12 protein-coding genes and 1 pseudogene are annotated in these 17,466 nt (G+C 40.0%); 6 read left to right on the top strand and 7 right to left on the bottom strand.

What is annotated here, in order from left to right:
• Positions 1–99: 99 nt before the first annotated feature.
• Positions 100–1,428, bottom strand: a complete 1,329-nt coding sequence (celB, locus tag ACLIJJ_RS11215) for a PTS cellobiose transporter subunit IIC (RefSeq protein ID WP_233315886.1) — start codon at positions 1,426–1,428, stop codon at positions 100–102.
• A 20-nt stretch (positions 1,429–1,448) separates the two neighbouring features.
• Positions 1,449–1,754 (bottom strand): PTS sugar transporter subunit IIB, encoded by a 306-nt coding sequence (locus tag ACLIJJ_RS11210; protein ID WP_127739040.1) that lies wholly within the window; start codon positions 1,752–1,754, stop codon positions 1,449–1,451.
• A 356-nt stretch (positions 1,755–2,110) separates the two neighbouring features.
• Here ACLIJJ_RS11210 and ACLIJJ_RS11205 point away from each other — a divergent pair, with 356 nt between their 5' ends.
• Entirely contained in the window at positions 2,111–2,302 is a 192-nt protein-coding gene (locus tag ACLIJJ_RS11205) for an aspartyl-phosphate phosphatase Spo0E family protein (RefSeq protein ID WP_233315887.1), read from the top strand.
• Between the two features lie 165 nt (positions 2,303–2,467).
• Here ACLIJJ_RS11205 and ACLIJJ_RS11200 read toward each other — a convergent pair.
• From ACLIJJ_RS11200 to ACLIJJ_RS11190, 3 genes and pseudogenes are all read right to left on the bottom strand, one after another.
• Positions 2,468–3,487, bottom strand: a pseudogene (locus ACLIJJ_RS11200) (homoserine dehydrogenase); the annotation flags it as partial.
• Positions 3,488–3,626: 139 nt separating this feature from the next.
• Entirely contained in the window at positions 3,627–5,042 is a 1,416-nt protein-coding gene (locus ACLIJJ_RS11195) for a SpoVR family protein (protein WP_233315889.1), read from the bottom strand.
• A 175-nt stretch (positions 5,043–5,217) separates the two neighbouring features.
• Positions 5,218–7,218: a penicillin-binding transpeptidase domain-containing protein gene (locus tag ACLIJJ_RS11190; protein ID WP_233315890.1), complete on the bottom strand. Its 2,001-nt coding sequence runs from the start codon at positions 7,216–7,218 to the stop codon at positions 5,218–5,220.
• 223 nt (positions 7,219–7,441) lie between these two features.
• Here ACLIJJ_RS11190 and ACLIJJ_RS11185 point away from each other — a divergent pair, with 223 nt between their 5' ends.
• Positions 7,442–7,831 carry a thiol-disulfide oxidoreductase DCC family protein gene (locus ACLIJJ_RS11185; RefSeq protein WP_233315891.1) on the top strand — a complete coding sequence of 130 codons (390 nt, stop codon included), beginning with the start codon at positions 7,442–7,444 and terminating at the stop codon, positions 7,829–7,831.
• Between the two features lie 55 nt (positions 7,832–7,886).
• Here the strand turns inward: ACLIJJ_RS11185 and ACLIJJ_RS11180 are convergent, their stop codons facing one another.
• Positions 7,887–8,594 carry a response regulator gene (locus ACLIJJ_RS11180; RefSeq protein WP_233315892.1) on the bottom strand — a complete coding sequence of 236 codons (708 nt, stop codon included), beginning with the start codon at positions 8,592–8,594 and terminating at the stop codon, positions 7,887–7,889.
• Positions 8,591–10,189, bottom strand: a complete 1,599-nt coding sequence (gene dcuS, locus ACLIJJ_RS11175) for a DcuS/MalK family sensor histidine kinase (RefSeq protein ID WP_237942052.1) — start codon at positions 10,187–10,189, stop codon at positions 8,591–8,593. Before dcuS ends, ACLIJJ_RS11180 begins: the two co-directional genes overlap by 4 nt.
• A gap of 452 nt (positions 10,190–10,641) precedes the next feature.
• Between dcuS and ACLIJJ_RS11170 the strand changes: the two genes are divergently transcribed.
• From ACLIJJ_RS11170 to ACLIJJ_RS11155, 4 genes are all read left to right on the top strand, one after another.
• Positions 10,642–11,538 (top strand): helix-turn-helix domain-containing protein, encoded by an 897-nt coding sequence (locus tag ACLIJJ_RS11170; RefSeq protein ID WP_233315894.1) that lies wholly within the window; start codon positions 10,642–10,644, stop codon positions 11,536–11,538.
• Positions 11,539–11,749: 211 nt separating this feature from the next.
• Complete coding sequence (locus ACLIJJ_RS11165; RefSeq protein WP_233315895.1) at positions 11,750–12,820, top strand: C40 family peptidase; 1,071 nt, start codon at positions 11,750–11,752, stop codon at positions 12,818–12,820.
• 210 nt (positions 12,821–13,030) lie between these two features.
• On the top strand, positions 13,031–14,647 hold the full coding sequence (locus ACLIJJ_RS11160) for an SWIM zinc finger family protein (RefSeq protein WP_237942053.1): 1,617 nt from the start codon (positions 13,031–13,033) through the stop codon (positions 14,645–14,647).
• A complete protein-coding gene (locus ACLIJJ_RS11155; RefSeq protein ID WP_237942054.1) occupies positions 14,634–17,459 on the top strand; it encodes a DEAD/DEAH box helicase in 2,826 nt (941 codons plus the stop codon). Before ACLIJJ_RS11160 ends, ACLIJJ_RS11155 begins: the two co-directional genes overlap by 14 nt.
• Positions 17,460–17,466: the final 7 nt, after the last annotated feature.

Here is a 17,466-nt window from a genome sequence, read left to right as displayed (position 1 = left end):
ATCAGCCTCTCTATTTTAGAATGTAAAAATTGTTAAGTATAAGCGCAAGTATTTTTAAAGCGTTTTCAAAAACACTTGCGCACTAAGTTGTTATAGTTATTAGCTTACCTTTGTGAATTCTGTGCCTTTTTCTTCTGCTAGTTTTTGTTTATCCCAAGTTCGGAAGAATGGGAAGTAAAGTACAAATGCGATTCCAATGTTGACAAGCTGCATCACTGCACCGGAAAGCTTTCCGCCTGTTGCCAAGTATCCACCGATTAGTGGCGGAGTAGTCCAAGGAATTGCAATTCCTGCTGGTTTTGCCACAAAGCCAAGTTTCATTGCATAATATGTCACTGTGATTGTTACAATTGGTGTTAAGAAGAACGGGATGATTAGTAATGGGTTCATTACGACTGGTGTACCAAAAATAACTGGTTCGTTAATCATAAATGCTCCCGGACCGATTGATAATCTGCCCAAATCCTTCATTTGTCTGCTTCGTGCAAACAATACCATCATTAGTACGAATGCGAATGTTGCACCAGAACCACCGATGTTGATAAATACTTCAAAGAACTGAGCTGTAAAGATCTCTGGAAGTTCTTTTCCTGCTTGGAAAGCAGCTTTGTTAGCATCTGTGTTAGATAGCCAGATTGGGTTCATAACTCCCCCAACGATATTTGTACCATGAAGACCGGCAGACCATAGAAGCATTACTAATCCGTAAGCGATAATGGAACCGATTAATGATCCACCTAATAGGCCAAGCGGTTTGCCAAGAACTAATGTTACAATATCATGTATGCTGTTAATACCGAAATATTCTACAATTAAACGAATTACCCAAATGATAGCGATTACAATGAAGCCCGGAATTAAAGCAACAAATGATTTGCTGACTGCTGGTGGAACACCATCCGGCATTTTAATTACCATGTTTTTATTAATGATGAAACGATAAACTTCTGTTGAGAATAATGCGATTAAGATTGCTACGAATAGACCTTTGCTTCCCATTAATGCAACTGGGATAGCGCCGCCTACTGCTACAGCTTCTGTTGCACCTTCTGCAAGGAAAGGAACATTAAATGGTGTTGCCAACAGGAAAGCACATAGTGAGATAACCCCTGCTGTAATAGCATCTAATGAGTATCTTTCAGCCAATCTGTACGCAATACCGAATGCTGCGATTAGACCCATCATATTGAATGTTGCATCAACTGGATAAGAAATCTTTGTCAGCCATGCATCGCCAAATGTTCTTGCCATGAAGTCTGCGTAGCCTGGAATTGGCAGATAACCTAGAATCAAGAATACTGAACCGATAATAATCATCGGCATTGCCAATATGATACCGTCTTTTAATGCGCCTAAGTGCCTTTGAGCAGCCAATTTGGCTGCAAAAGGCATAAATTTTTCTTCTAAGAAGGCTAAGAACTTATTCATATTTATCACCTTATCCTATTTTAGTTGTTAACTAGGTTGATAGCTGATTTTAGTACTTCTGCTCCGTTGCAAGTTCCATAATGCATCATATTGATAGAATCTACTGGAATTCCCTTTTCTGCGCCAAGCTTTTTCATTTGCGGAAGCAAATAGCGAACTTGTGGTCCAAGCAATAGGACATCTGCGTTATCGATATGGCTTTTTACTGCATCTGCGCTTTCTGCCCAGATTTTGCACTCAATACCTTGTTCTTTTGCAGCAGCTTCCATTTTTGTTACCAATAGACTTGTAGACATCCCTGCAGCACAGCATAGTAGAATATTCATAATATAATTCCTCCTAGAAATTAAAATTGTATAATAAAAGAGTTTTTTGGAATGCTTCCTAGCATATACCATTGTTTCATTTAAGTTTGTTTTTGTTTGCCGTATATGCTTTTTGCATTCCGTGTTGCTGTATTACCTTATGTCCTTATCTTAATGTAAAAGCGCTTACATGAACACATAATGTTTTTCCTTTGCCTAACGGAAATGATTGTGTCTCTTTGGAAAAAGTCTGTACCAAACTTGCAGTTTTTTGTCGGATGTTTTCAAATTATGTAAATTTCCTTATAAAAACACTTAATTTTTCCAAATTAATTTGTTAAAATAAGTACAAAGATTGATACCTAGGAGTAATCATTATGATAACGAGAAAAGATAATAAGGAGAGTATGAGCGCGCTGCTGCAAGATATTGAATCGTTGAAGCTGAAGCTGATTAAATCAGGCAGCGATAAAGGACTTAATGATCCGGGAACACTTCAGATCAGTGAACAGCTTGATACGTATATCGTCAAGTATCAGCGACTCGCTGCCCAGAAATCAGCACTATGACTAAAGCCAAGCCGTAGTATGAGAAGCTGCCCCCTATGGACGGAAGCTTATCCGGCTTGCTATGCCTGCGGTGTCAGCAGAATGCAACCACAGATACTCTCTTAACAGCTTTTAGCGTTATCTCCTTAATAAAAACCGGCCTTCGAATGATGGCCGGTTTATTCTTTACCGATATAAATTAAGCATGTCTTTAACAGCTGCCGCTGCTGCTCCTCTAGGATGGGAAGCGCCGCCAATACAGCAAATCGTACCCATTTCTTCTGTGTGAAACAAGATGCCTTTGTTTGTTCCTTTCACATTAATCAGCGGGTTATCTGCAAAAATAACTTCAGGCTTTACTTGAATAGACACTTTGCCATTGATGGTTCTTGCACTGGCGACAAGCTTAATATCATTGCCGTTTATTTTAGCATATTGCATATCGCCCTTTGTTACCTTTTCAATGCCTTCAATGCTAATATCCTTTAACGTCCATGTTTTATTAAACAGACCGTTTGCGAGCAGCAGTATTTTGCAGGCACTGTCATATCCTTGGACGTCAAGTGCTGGGTTTGCCTCGGCAATCCCTTTTTCTTGGGCCAGCTCCAGAGCCTTCTCAAAGGAAAGATTAGCATCTGACATACTTGTTAAAATGAAATTAGAGGTGCCGTTCAGGATGCCTTCTATCCCGGTAATCTGACTGCCTGCGAGACTGTATTCACCAATATCCAGAGTCGGAAGAGCTGCAGCTGTTGCGCCGCTGTATTTGATGCGGCAGCCGTTATTGTCAGCAAGCTGCTTCAATTCAGGCAAAGCATGAACAAGCGCGCCTTTGCTCACTGAAATAATGTCCATATTCTCCTTTAAAGCAGCTTTTATATAGGTCAATGCCGGTTCACCTGTTTCCAGATTGGTTGGGGAGCATTCAATCAATACGTCACCTTTCATTTGCGCTGTTGCCAATGGCACCTGCTTGTATTGGGCATACTGCTTGAGAGCTTGTGATCCTTTGCCGAAGGACAGCAATGTTTCTAAGTCTAATCCAGCTTCCTCGTAAATCATTCCTTGTGACCCGATAATGCCAGTAATTTTGCTAGAAAAACCATAGGTATCCTGATATCTCTTATTGTGCTCCTTAATTATCTTTACTATTTCCTTTGCAACCGTTCCGTACCCTGTTATGATTATTTTTCTTTCTTCCATGGCAGATCCTTCCCTCGTTTCTTGTTCAGCGTTTTTTTACTTAATTCTTGATGAAAGAGTATTTATCCTTTTTTCCTTTTATAAAATCCTTTTGAAACAGAAAAAAAGGCCCGCAGCTGCAAGCCTCCCGAATATTTCCCTCTTATAGATACTTGCGGTGCAATGCCTTTCCATCATAGGTGTACAGCATATTTTTGTCCTCAACAATCGTTTCCATATGAACATTTCTGCCCCAAAGCTGATGTATATATGGAAGAACCTTTTCCAAATACTTAAGGTCCAGCTCAATCCCCTCATAGCCATGCTTTAAGTACAGCTCGCCGTTCTTTAAGTAATCGCCGTCATTAACAGTGATATAAGGAAAGCCTCCATTGACTCTCATGCTGACAAGCTGATCTCTTACCTGTTCCCAGCCTTTATCAACAATTTTGTATTCTCTGCCTTGCTTTTGGAATAAATACATGTCTTCCCTTGTTACTAAATCCTTCGTTAAATAGTTCCGCAAAAAGGAAATATCGGATTCAATTTCTCTGACCTCAAACATCTTCTCTCTGCCTGAGTTTGGCTTAACGCCTCTCTTTTTCATTTCCTCTGTCGGATTATTGTAACGCTCTTCAATGTCCTCAAATATCTTCAGACCAAGATAATAAGGATTAATTCCCGTTTTTGACGGCTGCACAACACCTGCGTTCAGCTTGGCGAATTCAATAGCCTCTGAGCTCGTTAAATCAAGCTCCCGAACGATTCGCTGATGCCAATAGGAAGCCCAGCCTTCATTCATAATTTTCGTTTCAAGCTGTGGCCAGAAATACAGCATTTCTTCTCTCATCATTGTTAAAATATCACGTTGCCAGTCTGTCAGCTCTCTGCTGAAGCTTTCGATAAACAGCATAAGATCCTTTTCAGGCTGTGGAGGAAATTTCTTAATGATTTTCTTTTTTTCCTTCTTTGGCTTATTGCGGGAATCCAAGCCCCATAAATCATCATATGGCGTTTCTACCGTTTCTTCCACTTCCTCAAATTCTACATCATCCATTGTCCAAGCAAGCTTCGGTCTCATTAAGCTTGGATCGATATGCTCTTCAATGGCAAGAACTGCATCAAGAAATGTTTCCACTTCATGCTTGCCATACAGTATTTCATATTGGCGGACACGGTCGGCAGTGGCTGCCATGCTTTCAACCATTTCCCGCTTCGTATTTTGAAAGCGGACATTGTTCTTAAAGAAATCACAATGAGCCAATACATGGGCAACAATCAGCTTATTATTGATAAGTGAATTGCTGTCGAGCAAAAAAGCATAGCAAGGATCAGAATTAATCACAAGCTCATATATTTTAGACAAGCCTAAATCATAATGAAGCTTCATCTTATGAAATTGCTTGCCAAAGCTCCAATGGGAAAAACGTGTAGGCATGCCGTAGGCGCCGAATGTGTAAATGATATCTGCAGGACAAATTTCATACCTCATCGGGTAGAAGTCCAACCCAAAGCCAGTGGCGATTTCTGTAATTTCTTCGATGGCGTATTGAAGTTCCTTTTGCTCTACTTCATTCATTCCGTTCTCTCCCTTCACCGTCTTAAATTAATGTATGAGCGAAATCGCAGAATGATGAGTTATTTCACTGTTTTTAAAAAGTGGAAAAAAATTCTTGCAAGCAATTACTCAAAAAAATATTTTGCCAAACTAAAGAAAAAAGCCTGCAAAGGATTGCCCTTTGCAGACTTAACGTTTATTCGAGGATATTTTTGACCTTTTTCACAACATGACTAGAACCGCCCTTATTTTGGACACCTTCAATCATCATCGCCACAAGCATATCCTTATCTTTCTTATCATATGTCACATACCAGCCGTTTTCTGTACCCTTTTCACCTTGCTTTGCTTTCAGCTCGGCAGTACCCGTTTTCCCAGCAAGCGTCATACCGTTGATTTTGCCAGCATGTGCTGTTCCACTTGGACTGTCGATTACTTGCTGCAAATCATCTGAAATTGTATTAGCAGTTGCACTGCTCATGATGCCTTCCTTCCAGACCTTGCCCTTTTCTTCGTCTTGAAGAAGGATTGGCTTGATTAAGTTGCCGCCGTTAACAAACGGTGTATATGCTGCTGCAAGCTGAATAACGCTTGTTTGAACCTGGCCTTGGCCATAGCCTGAGTCAGCTAACAGAATATCACTGTCCAGCTTGCCGATCGTTGCTTTCGTAATTGGATATGCATAATCAAACTCTTCTTCAAAACCGAATTTCTTCAGCTCTGTTGTATATTTATCTTTGCCCATATCTAATGCTGTCTGCGCAAAGTAAATATTATCACTGTACAGCAAGGCATCAGCTAGATTAACAGGTTCACTGCTAGTATGCACTCTCGTTACATAATAGTTGCCCCATGATTTGTCTTTTTGCCATTGCTTTGTCGTAATTTTGCGTTCCTGCTCTGGTGTGATGACACCTTCTGTTAAAGCTGCCGCTGCCACAACCGGCTTCAGCACAGATCCTGGTGCATATGTGTTCTTAAAGCGGTTCGTGTAAGGCTCCAGCTTATTATTGTTGTACTCTTCTTGTTCAGAAATTGTCAGCCCTGCAACCACCTTGTTAGGGTCATAAGACGGACTGCTGACAAGGGCCATCGTTTCCCCTGTAGTCGGATTGATTGCAGCAGCTGCTCCTGCTTCTCCGTCCATTTCATCATATATTTTCTTTTGAAGCTCGCCATCGATAGTCAGCTTGATGTTCTCACCATTTTTGACTTCTTTTTCAGCGAGAGTGACACTTGTGCCATCGACCTTAGAAATCGAAATTGTCGCGCCGTTTTCGCCTCTCAGCTTCTCTTCATAAACTTGCTCCAAGCCTCTTTTTCCAATAACATCAGAGCTTGAATAGCCTTTGCCTTTTTGCTCTTCCAGCTCTTCGGCAGTAATGTTGCCAATATAGCCGATTAAATGAGCTGCAGCTTCTCCATATGGATAAATTCTGCCTGCAACATCCTGCTTCTGAACACCTGGAAGAGCAAACAGTTTCTCAAGAAATGCTTGATCGCCTGTTGCCAGCTTCTTAATTGGCACAAACAGGTTTGGCTGTACCCAATCTGCACTTAAAGCCTTTTCAATTGTTTCCTTTTTAATATCCAGCAATTTCGCAAGCTCTTCTACTTCTGTTGTCTGATTTTCCATTTGTTCAGGCACAAGACCGATTTGATAAATGATGCCATTCATCGCCATTGGATTTTCATAAACATCAACAATAGCTCCCCGTTCTGCAGGAACCGTTTCTAATGAAACTTTATCCTCAGCACCTAAATCGGCAAAGATATACGTTGTATCCCAATCTATATACCAGTTTTCTTCTTTATCGCGCTCTTCTTTCACAAGCTTCGCAGCCTTATCAAAGCTGATTTCTCCTGCCATACTGTTCATTTTAGCTGTGAAAGGAATCTCTGCAGTCTCTTTTTTCTTATTATCATCCTTTTCATCTTCTGACAGCTTTTTAGCAGAAACATTCAAATCTTTGATTTCCAAATCACTGTATAATTTCTCATAACGAGAAACATAATCTTCCTTTGAAACTGACTTCTTCGCTTCGGAAGACAGATAGCCGTACATTTCATCAAACTTCTGGTCATTCCACAGCTTTATGTATTGGGAAAGCCTATCATCCGGGGTAGGCTCATCATTATTGCATCCAGCCAATATTACAATCAGAATCATCGGCAATAGCCATAATAGTTTCTTCATTCTCATTCTCCCCTCCTAGTATAAGCGTACCATTTTTTACACTTAAATTAAAAGAATATTACAACAGCACCACTTAATTTTCTTACAAATATCAGCACATCGCCTTTTTCTTGCCATATTTCATATTTCATTATAATTTATCCTGTCATTTTCTTGAAATATATTTTCCTTAATAAAGGAAAAATGTTAGATTAGAAAAAAACATAGAAATGCAGGTGGAAAAATGAAGGCGGTCATATTATTTGATGGTGTCTGCAATCTTTGCAACAGTGCCGTTCAATTTATCATTAAAAGAGACCCTGCCGCTTATTTTACCTTTGCACCTTTGCAGGAGGAAAAAGGCAAGGAGCTTCTCACTCCCTTCAAAAAGGACCTCACGATAAATAGTGTCATACTTATTGAAAATGGTAGGCTTTATGAAAAATCAGCTGCTGCTCTTCAAATCTGTCTCCATTTACAGGGAGCTTGGAAGCTTGCCTATATCTTTAAAATTATTCCCTCATTCATACGGGACCCAATCTATGACTATGTCGCTAAAAATCGCTATAAATGGTTCGGTAAAAAAGATCATTGCATGCTCCCGACAAAGGATACAAAGCGGCGGTTTCTATAAGCTAATGCAAAAAGGCCCCTGTTCATCAGGGACCTTCTTATATATGCATGCTTTATTACAGAAACTGCTCAATCCAGCCAGCTCTTTTCGTATTTACGTAATAGACGTTGACCGGTCTGCCGATGCTGCCATATGTCAGCCTTACCTTGATAATATCTTGCTCGTTAAGGAAGTTCAGGTATTTTCTTACTGACACCCTTGATATCTGTGTTTCATCTGCGATAATGTCTGTTGTGAATTCCTGTTCAAGCTGTGCTTCTATCGCATCCCAGACAATTTTGAGCGTTTCCTTCGTCAAGCCTTTCGGCAGCTCTGCTTTTGCAGCCTTTTGGTCTCGGTTAAGGATCTGTTCATCAAGGAAGCTCTGGCTGACTTTCGTCTGCTCCTTCATAAATTCTTTCTTTTGAGCGTAGTTCATTAATGACTCTTTAAAGCGTTCAAATTTAAAAGGCTTAATTATATAGTCAACAGCTCCTAATCGGAGGGCTGCCTGAATATGCTCCATGTCAGATGCGGCTGTGATTAAAATCACATCCATATTTTCATTTAGCTCTCTTATATAAGAAAGGAAATCCAGTCCGCTTTTTCCGGGCATAAACACATCCAGCAGCACTAAATCAATACTTTCTCTCTTAATTATCTCTATCGCTTCGTCCACTTGGCTGGCAACGCCGCCGATTTTAAAGCCATTCAGCTCTTGTAGAAATTGCTTATTAAATTCGGCTACCATTGGATCGTCTTCTACAATCAATACAGAAATCAACTTCCGTTTTCCTCCTTCATATAGGGAATACTTGCTTTAAATGTCGTCCCTTTATTAAGGACGCTTTTCACTTCAATCGTTCCACACACCTTGCGCAAGCTTTCACCGACTAAATAAAGACCAAAACCTCGATTTTCTCCCTTTGAGGAAACCCCTTTTTCAAAGATATGAGCCTCTTCTTCCTTAGTCATGCCTTTCCCTGTATCCTTCACTATCATATCTATCATTCCGTTGGTCATTTTAAGCTTTAGTTCAATTTCTTTATCCGAACTAGTCTCCACTGCATCTAAAGCATTATCCAACAAATTCCCTAATATTGTGATGATTTCAAAGGAAGCAGCTGCAGTCAATTCAGGAATAACGGTTAGAACGGATATTTTCAAGCTTGCGCCCTTTTCTCTTGCATAGCTGAGCTTACCAAGCAGAAGGCCCGCTATGACTGGATCCTTTATGTTACTAGTAATGGCAGAAATATCTCCGCTTTGCTGATCGACAATGTCATCAAGATATTCCTTCAGCCTGTCGTAATTTTTCATATGAAGCATGCCGATAATAACTTGCATGCGGTTCATAAATTCATGGGATTGTGCCCGCAATGCTTCTGCATAGGTTTTCACACCAGAAAGCTGATCGGACAGTTTTTTTATTTCTGTTTTGTCTCTGAAGGTGAACAACGCACCCACAATTTTATTATCGACCTTAACCGGCACCCTGTTTACAAGGATGGTCGTGCCATTGATAATCTGTTCTTCATCAAGCTGCGCTTCACCTGTTTCTAATACAAGGTCGAGTTCCTTTGAAGGAATATAACTGCTGATCGGCAGGCCGATTGGATTCGTATTTAATCCTAGTTTATGTAAATAATCGATAGCAGACTGATTGACGAGGGTGATATTTCTTGCCATATCAACTGCTATAATGCCCTCTCTGACAGAATTAATGACTGCACTTCTTTCCTGCAGCAGTTTAGCAATAGCAGCCGGCTCCATGTTAAACATCACTCTTTTAATATATTTTGCCAGCAGATAGGCGCCAACTATTCCTGCCAGCAATCCGAGCAGGGACCCGTATACAATAATCCACTTCCCTTCAGCCAGCACTTCATTGACTTTAGCAAGAGAAATTCCGACTGCTACAACTCCGATTTGTTTGCCTTCCTCTGAATAAACAGGAGTAAATGCCCGCATCGACTTTCCTAGTGTACCTTTTGAAACACTAGTCTGTTCATTCCCTGACAAAGCCTTCACCTCATCTCCACCCTTGAACTTCTTTCCTATCTTTTGGACATCAGGGTGAGTGAGGCGAATTCCGTTCATATCAAGAATAACGACAAACTCCACGCCATTATCTAGCTGAATTTCCTTCGTATATGCCTGAATATGATTCTTTGCTTCTTCGTCTCCTTCAAGAGCATTTTGAACAATTTCTGTTTTCGCTACAATTCTAGATATAGTTAAAGCCTTTTCCTCCAGGCTGTTTATTGTATGATTATTAATCAAATTGCTGATCAGGATATCTGTCATTAATAAGGAGAAAATAACCACTGCACTGATAAGTGTCATAATGGTAGCAAACAGGCTCCATCTTTTTTTCATTACTTTTTGCTCCCAACAGGTTTTTTTCCTATTATAGCAGAATGAGGCAGCATGCAATAATGAATGGAACCAGCACCTTTGAAGAGTAAATGGGGGGAGAATTAATTCACATAAAAAAAGACCGCTCTCATAAAGAAAACGGCAGAAAATTGGAGATAAAAGGACTACTCGTAAAACAGATAAATGGGGTTTAATAGAAACCGATAAGGTTCTATTAAGTATGCTCAATTAAGATTTTATCTTGCTCTCCTTTTAAAGAAGGCGTAGGTGGGCACTTCTTTAAATAGCAAAATATTCTTAATATATTGCGGTAAAATCTATTAAATCATATTATATAAATAGATGTATTCGTGATTATGACTGATAACGAGTGATATAGCTCTTTTTTTAGGCTTTTTTACATGCATGCGCACAAAAATATAACTTTAGGAATATTTTTAGGGAGTGATCAATTGGATTTTTCAGCTGTTGGAGAGAAAATAAAGGAATTGCGAAAACAGGTAGGACTTTCACAAAAAGAACTTTCCCACAATATTTGCACACAAGCGCAAATTAGTAAAATTGAGAAGGGAGAGGTCCTGCCGCTTTCATCCACATTGTACTTAATCTCACAAAGGTTAGGAATAGACGTGAACTATTTCTTTGATATCGGCACAACTCCAAGACTCGATTACGTTATCGAAACAAGCAGACAATTAAAAGCTGCCCGACGAAATACAGACTATGAAACAATCAAGCAAATCGTTGAAGCGGAAGAGAAAAACCCGCTGTTTACACGCAATAAGAGGCATTATCAAATCCTTCTATGGCATAAGGCCATATATGTCTATGAGGTAGATAAGGATTTCCCTAAAGCTCTAGAGTTGATTGAAGATGCCATCGCCTTAACATTTGAAAAGATTTTCACCGAAAAAGAGATTGAGATTTTTATCAGCAAAGGAATATTTCACTATGAAGAAGGATTACTAGAGGAATCCTTGCAGATTTATTACAAGGCCTTATCCTATTTGCAAAAAATACCTCATTTGCAGGATGAGACAATTAAAAGCCGATTGTACTTCAACATCGCCAAAGCACTTACAGACTTGAATGAATACGAGTCTTCCATTTCCTATTGTAAAGAAGGTATCGATTGGGCTATTCAAAAGGACAACCTATACTTACTTGCCCATTTTCACTATCATATCGGCTATAATTATGAGCAGCAGGAGAATTTCAAGCTTGCCAGCAATTATATGAAAGAAGCACTTGTTATTTTCCACTTAGTAAAGGATAGCCGATATACAGATTATATTCAAGAGAAGATAGACAGATGGCAAGAGGAGCATAATGACAGGCTGACCGATTAGGAAATCCCTATTTGGCGCCTGTCTTTTTTATTTTAGACACTTTTCCTCCTATTCCCCGTAATATGTTTAATAGACCCTAAATTAACCATGATTAATTTCCTATTTTTGCTTCTTCGACCCTATTTTTCTATGAAAACGGGTACTATAGACCGATGCGTTATGATAAGATAGTTTTAGATAATTATATTTTTTTGGGAGTGAGTGTAAAAAAATGAAGAAAAAAGTCACAGTCTTTGCTACTGCCGCTATTCTTTCGACTGCTTTTTCTGTCCATGCGTCAGCTAGTACTTATGTAGTTAAGAAAGGCGATACTCTAAGCAAGATTGCGAACAAGTATAATACTACTGTCAAGCAATTGAAATCTGATAATAAATTATCCTCTGATCTTATTTATGTGAATCAGAAGCTGAATGTGGCAGGCACAGGTTCATCTTCAAGCAGCACAACAACTGCAAACAAACAGACAACAACTTCAAGCACAAAAACTTATAAGATCGTTTCCGGAGATTCATTGATTAAGATTGCAAACAAGTTCTCGATTACGTTAGGCGAATTGAAGCAATGGAATAACATCAGTTCTACCATTATATATCCTGGTGATGTGCTTGTTGTATCAAGACCATCTTCTTCTGGGTCTTCCAGCAGCAACAATTCATCAAGTTCTGGCTCATCATTAAACAACTCATCAACTGTGAGTACAGGTACATACACCATCAAAAGCGGAGATACATTAGGAAAAATAGCATCATCTTATAATCTTTCCGTTGCGAAACTAAAGCAGTTGAATAATTTAACATCTGATCTTATTTTCCCTGGCCAAAAGCTGAAGGTTACCGGTTCAACAGGAAATGTAACGGAAACAAACAGCTCTGCTGATAAAGAGGAAGCAAGCAAGCCAGAATTCATTTCTGACAACAGCTCTTCTAATAAAAGCATTGTTTCGGTAGCCAACAGTTTAATTGGTATTCCATATGCTTGGGGAGGATCTACAACAGCTGGTTTTGATTGCAGCGGACTAATTTACTACTTGTTTAACAAAACTGGTGATTCCATTAGCCGTCTTTCTGCACAAGGTTATTATGACCGCAGCTTCTATGTTGATGTCCCTGCTGTCGGTGATTTAGTCTTCTTTGAGGATACATACAAAGAAGGAATCTCTCACGTCGGCGTCTATATCGGCAATAATCAGTTCGTTCACGCAGATTCTGACGGTGTCAGAAAGACAAGCTTAGATAACGCTTATTACAAGAAGCATTTTAACAGTATTAAACGTTTATACTAATGAAAGCAAAGACCAGCCTATAAAAGGCTGGTCTTGTTTGTTTTTATGCAATTGTTATTTCTCCTGCCTCTTCCCTACCATCTCCTGCAAAAAAACGCTATAATTATTAAATGGACTTTTTTTAGAAACGAACGCCAAGTTCTTGATTATCATATTATGAATCAGCTTCTCATGATTGTTTGGTTTCGCTGATTTCTGGAGGGATTTACTATGCTGCATGAACAATATTTAGAGCATTTAAACCAATGTGCTAAGAACTTTCAAGAAGCTCTCGATTCTAGTGATCCCCTTACGCAGAAAGTTGTCGAAAAAGGGCTGCTTCTATATCGGCAAAATTATGTCTCACAAGTGAAGATTGATCACGAAACAGTGACTGGGGTTATACAAGATGTAAATTCTGCAAAGGCTGTGCTTCATATTGATGATATCTCTATGAGCAGTTGCACTTGCTTTGCTGAAGGATACTGCAGGCATCAGCTTGCCTTGTTTTTCTCTGTGCTCGGAGCTGCAGGCAAAGTATCAGCTTGGCTTTCAGAGTGGAGACAGCCGCCTCAAAAAGCTGCTGTTGATTTAAGCAGCCTTCCGCTTATGCGTGCAAGCGATCTGTTGAAAAAACCGGGAAACAAAGAACCGGATTATGAAGAATGGGTCGACTTCTTCACTGAAACCTTTCAGTCTGTTATTGGAGAAAGCAGCAGGAAGCCTAGTGCTATATCTGAAATGTACTATATATATATGCGCAAATTAAAAAATTCCTCTCCTCAGCAAAATGAGTGGAAGTATTTATACCTTTTAGTTGGGCATGTAATCACCTTTAAGCTGTTTCTTTCCATGAGCAAAGAAAATAATCACGCGGACGGAGTAATCAACCGTTATTACCGCCATATATTTCAGGATTTGCTCCAAGGAGTGCAGGAGTATTTAAACAGGCTGTCCAATTTCACCTTTCCCTTCGCCTTTGATCTTTTTTTGGAAAAGCTAAAAGATGACAGCGGGGAAATATTGCATCTCCATAAGACGATTGAATTTGAGAGTATTCAAATATATCGAATCCTTTGGACCAACTTGTTCACGAAAAAACAATGGAGACTTGATGAGCTGAAAAAGCTCACAAGCATAGAATCTCCAGTTTTCACAGAGAAGGTTGCTGCTACCCATTTGCAAGTCCTTCTAAGAGAAGACGAAAAGGCAGTTCACAGCATTCAGGAACTGCAGGTAGAGATCATGCCATATATGCTCTATTGGTTAGACATTCTCAACAGTAAACGAGATTGGAACAGACTAGAATTGTATTTAACGCCTTTTATCCAATCCTTAAAAGCTTATATCCAACAGGAGAATGACTTTGAATTCTGCCATGAATTCACAAGTATGAGCATCAGGGCAGCTACTCCGTTTTGTCATGCTAAAAACAGGATGGATATTTTAGAACGGCTGTTTAATCAAACTTTGCCATACAGCTACAGGAAATACGAAGACTTCTTGTATGAACAGAAGCAGTTTGATAAATGGATTGATTTATATACCTATATGGGACTCGGAATCGATATGCTGACAAAAGAGCAAATTAAGACACTGCAGGAATACGATCAAGCATTGCTCTTATCGCTGTATCACCGCTCTGTCCAGGAACATATTGATCAAAAAAGCAGAGACCATTACCGCATTGCTGTCCGCCAAATGAAAAAGCTGCGGACTATCTATAAAAAATTAAAAAAACAGCAGCAATTTGAGCTGTTCTTAAAGATGACGCTTGATCGGACGAAACGTTTAAGAGCCTTTCATGAAGAATGCAGAAAGGGTAAATTGATACATGCTGAAGAATAATTATTTAAAAATTAATGTTCATTATTATCAAGATAAAGGCTTTTTCTTAACTGGAGAGGCTGATCACGACTACTTATATCCAAGCTATTGGAAGAATCTTCTCTTCCAGCATCATGAAGAAAGCTTTTATGGTACATTTTTGAACGCTGAAACTGTCGCTGGCACGGAAGGAATTGCTCTCACTCCATGGCAACTGGTCACCCTGTTTGCCAATGAACGGTTCAACCGGTTTATGGAATGGGATTGGAATGACACTGCGCAGGTTTGCTTGTCAGCAGCGCCAAGCTTGTATGAGTCTATCCAAAATAAAGAGTGGATTCCAGACTTCCGCAATTGGGAAAAGGATACCTTCCAATGGGCGTTGCCTAAGCGTGTCACAGAAGAGTTCAATGACTATTTCTGGGAAGAAACATTGGACGAAGAACTGGAAGGAACAAGCAATTTATCCTTTATCAAAAAATGGTTCCATGACTCATTGGATGAGTACTTAAATGAGCATGAAGAAAGCAAACGGGTCTTTGGAGAGAAAATCCATGCGTTGCGGAATGCAAATATTTCCTCTGCCAGTCTGGCTGCCTATTTCACAGAGGAAACTTGGCAAGAATGGATGGGACTCAAAAGTACTCCATACCCTTTCACATTAGGAATAAAACTTGTGGAGCCTGCTGATTTAACGGAAACATGGAATATCGACATATTCTTGAAAGCAAAAAGCAATCCTGATAATGTCATTGATTTAGAAGAACAGGGCATCCCAACAAAGTGGCTTGAATACGAAGGTTATATTGAAGAAGAGCAGGCCAGATGGATTTCCCTGTTCCCATGGCTCGCCGGCAAAAAAGGGCTGACAAATCAGCTGACAGAAGAAGAAGCATGGCTTTTTCTTACAGATGCGAGTGAAACATTGCTTGCCCTTGGAGTTGACATTCTGCTGCCATCATGGTGGCAAGCGATGAAAAGTGCCAGCATGAAAGTGAAGGCTAAGGTTGCGACTACTAGCCACCGCCCATCTTTTGTCGGCCTGCAGGCAATGCTTGATTATAATTGGCGCTTTTCCATGAATGGTGTGACTTTGTCTGAAGATGAATTTAAGCAAATGGTAGAGGAAAAACGGAGGCTTGTCTTTATAAGAGGACGCTGGATTAAGCTCGATCCCTCCTTTATTAAGCAAATTCAGGATCTCATGAAAAAAGCAGAGCAGGAAGGCTTGCATGTGAGGGATTTAATTGAACAGGAGCTAAATCAGCAGGATGACTTATCTGCTGATGAACTGGATAATCCTAAAGCTTTTGCGAAAATCCAGATTGAGCTTAACAGGCAATGGAGAACGATGATTCACCAGTTGAAGGAGGTTAAAAATCTGCCCCTTGAGCAAGTGCCAAGCAAGTTTCTCGGAGATTTGAGAAACTATCAGGTTCTCGGCATGAGCTGGCTATTGTTCTTACGCAAGTATGGATTTGGCGCGGTTCTCGCAGATGATATGGGACTCGGCAAAACAGTTCAGCTTATTTCCTACTTGCTGAAAGTGAAGGAGACGGACAGGGAGGATCATGCTCCAGCATTGATTATTTGTCCTACATCTGTGTTAGGGAACTGGCAAAAGGAAATAGAACGGTTCGCACCGTCACTCAAAACCTATTTGCATTATGGATCAAACCGTTTGAAGGATGAGGAATTCCTTGAAGAGCTGCAGAATTATGATGTTGTTCTCACTTCATATGGTCTATCTCATATTGATTTTGATCAGTTTGAAAAGGTGACATGGAGCTCCATCTCGATTGATGAGGCACAGAACATAAAGAATGCGCAGACGAAGCAATCTCGTGCTGTCCGTAAATTAAAAGGCCGACATTATATCGCCCTTTCCGGCACACCAATGGAGAACAGACTCAATGAATTATGGTCGATATTTGATTTCACGAATCATGGGTATCTTGGCAGTATCGGGCAATTCCAAAAGCGGTTTGTCATTCCAATTGAAAAGGATAATAAAAAGGAAAGAATTGAACGGCTTCAGTCACTCATTCGTCCATTCCTGTTGCGGAGAACGAAAAAGGATGAAGAGGTTGCCCTTAACTTGCCTGATAAGCTTGAGCAGAAGGAATATTGCGGCTTAACCCCTGAACAGGCAGCCCTTTATGAACAGCTTGTTACGGATACATTTGTGCGGATAGAGCAGCTGACCGGCTTTGAAAGAAAAGGACTCGTATTACAGATGCTAAGCAGGCTGAAGCAGCTTTGCAACCATCCTGCCTTGTATTTGAAGGAAGAAAATCCTGCTCAATTAATCGACCGCTCCACCAAAATGGAGAAACTTGCCGAACTTGTTGATGCTATTCTAGAGCAAGGAGAAAGCTGCCTGATTTTCACTCAATATATTGAGATGGGTCATATGATTCAAGAAATGATCAAAAAGAAATACAAGGTGGACGTACCTTTCTTGAATGGCAGTGTGCCGAAAAACACAAGGGATACACTGATACAGCAATTCCAAAATAATGAGTTCCCTGTGTTCCTCCTGTCTTTAAAGGCTGGAGGAACGGGACTAAACCTGACTGCAGCAAACCATGTAATTCATTATGACCGCTGGTGGAATCCGGCTGTAGAGAATCAGGCTACAGACCGTGCATACAGAATAGGACAAACAAAATTTGTTCATGTTCATAAGATGATCTGCACAGGAACATTGGAAGAAAAAATAGATGCTATGCTTGAGAAAAAACAATCGTTGAATGACCAAATCATCCAAAATGAAAATTGGCTGACAGAGCTTTCAACAGATGACCTGAAGGATCTTGTATCCCTCTCTTAATCACTAA

It is taken from the genome of Niallia laureatilytica (assembly GCF_046613985.1).
Taxonomy (GTDB): Bacteria; Bacillota; Bacilli; order Bacillales; family Cytobacillaceae; genus Niallia.
The sequence above is the reverse complement of the archived record's forward strand: the minus strand, read 5'-3'. Positions and strand labels throughout refer to the sequence as shown.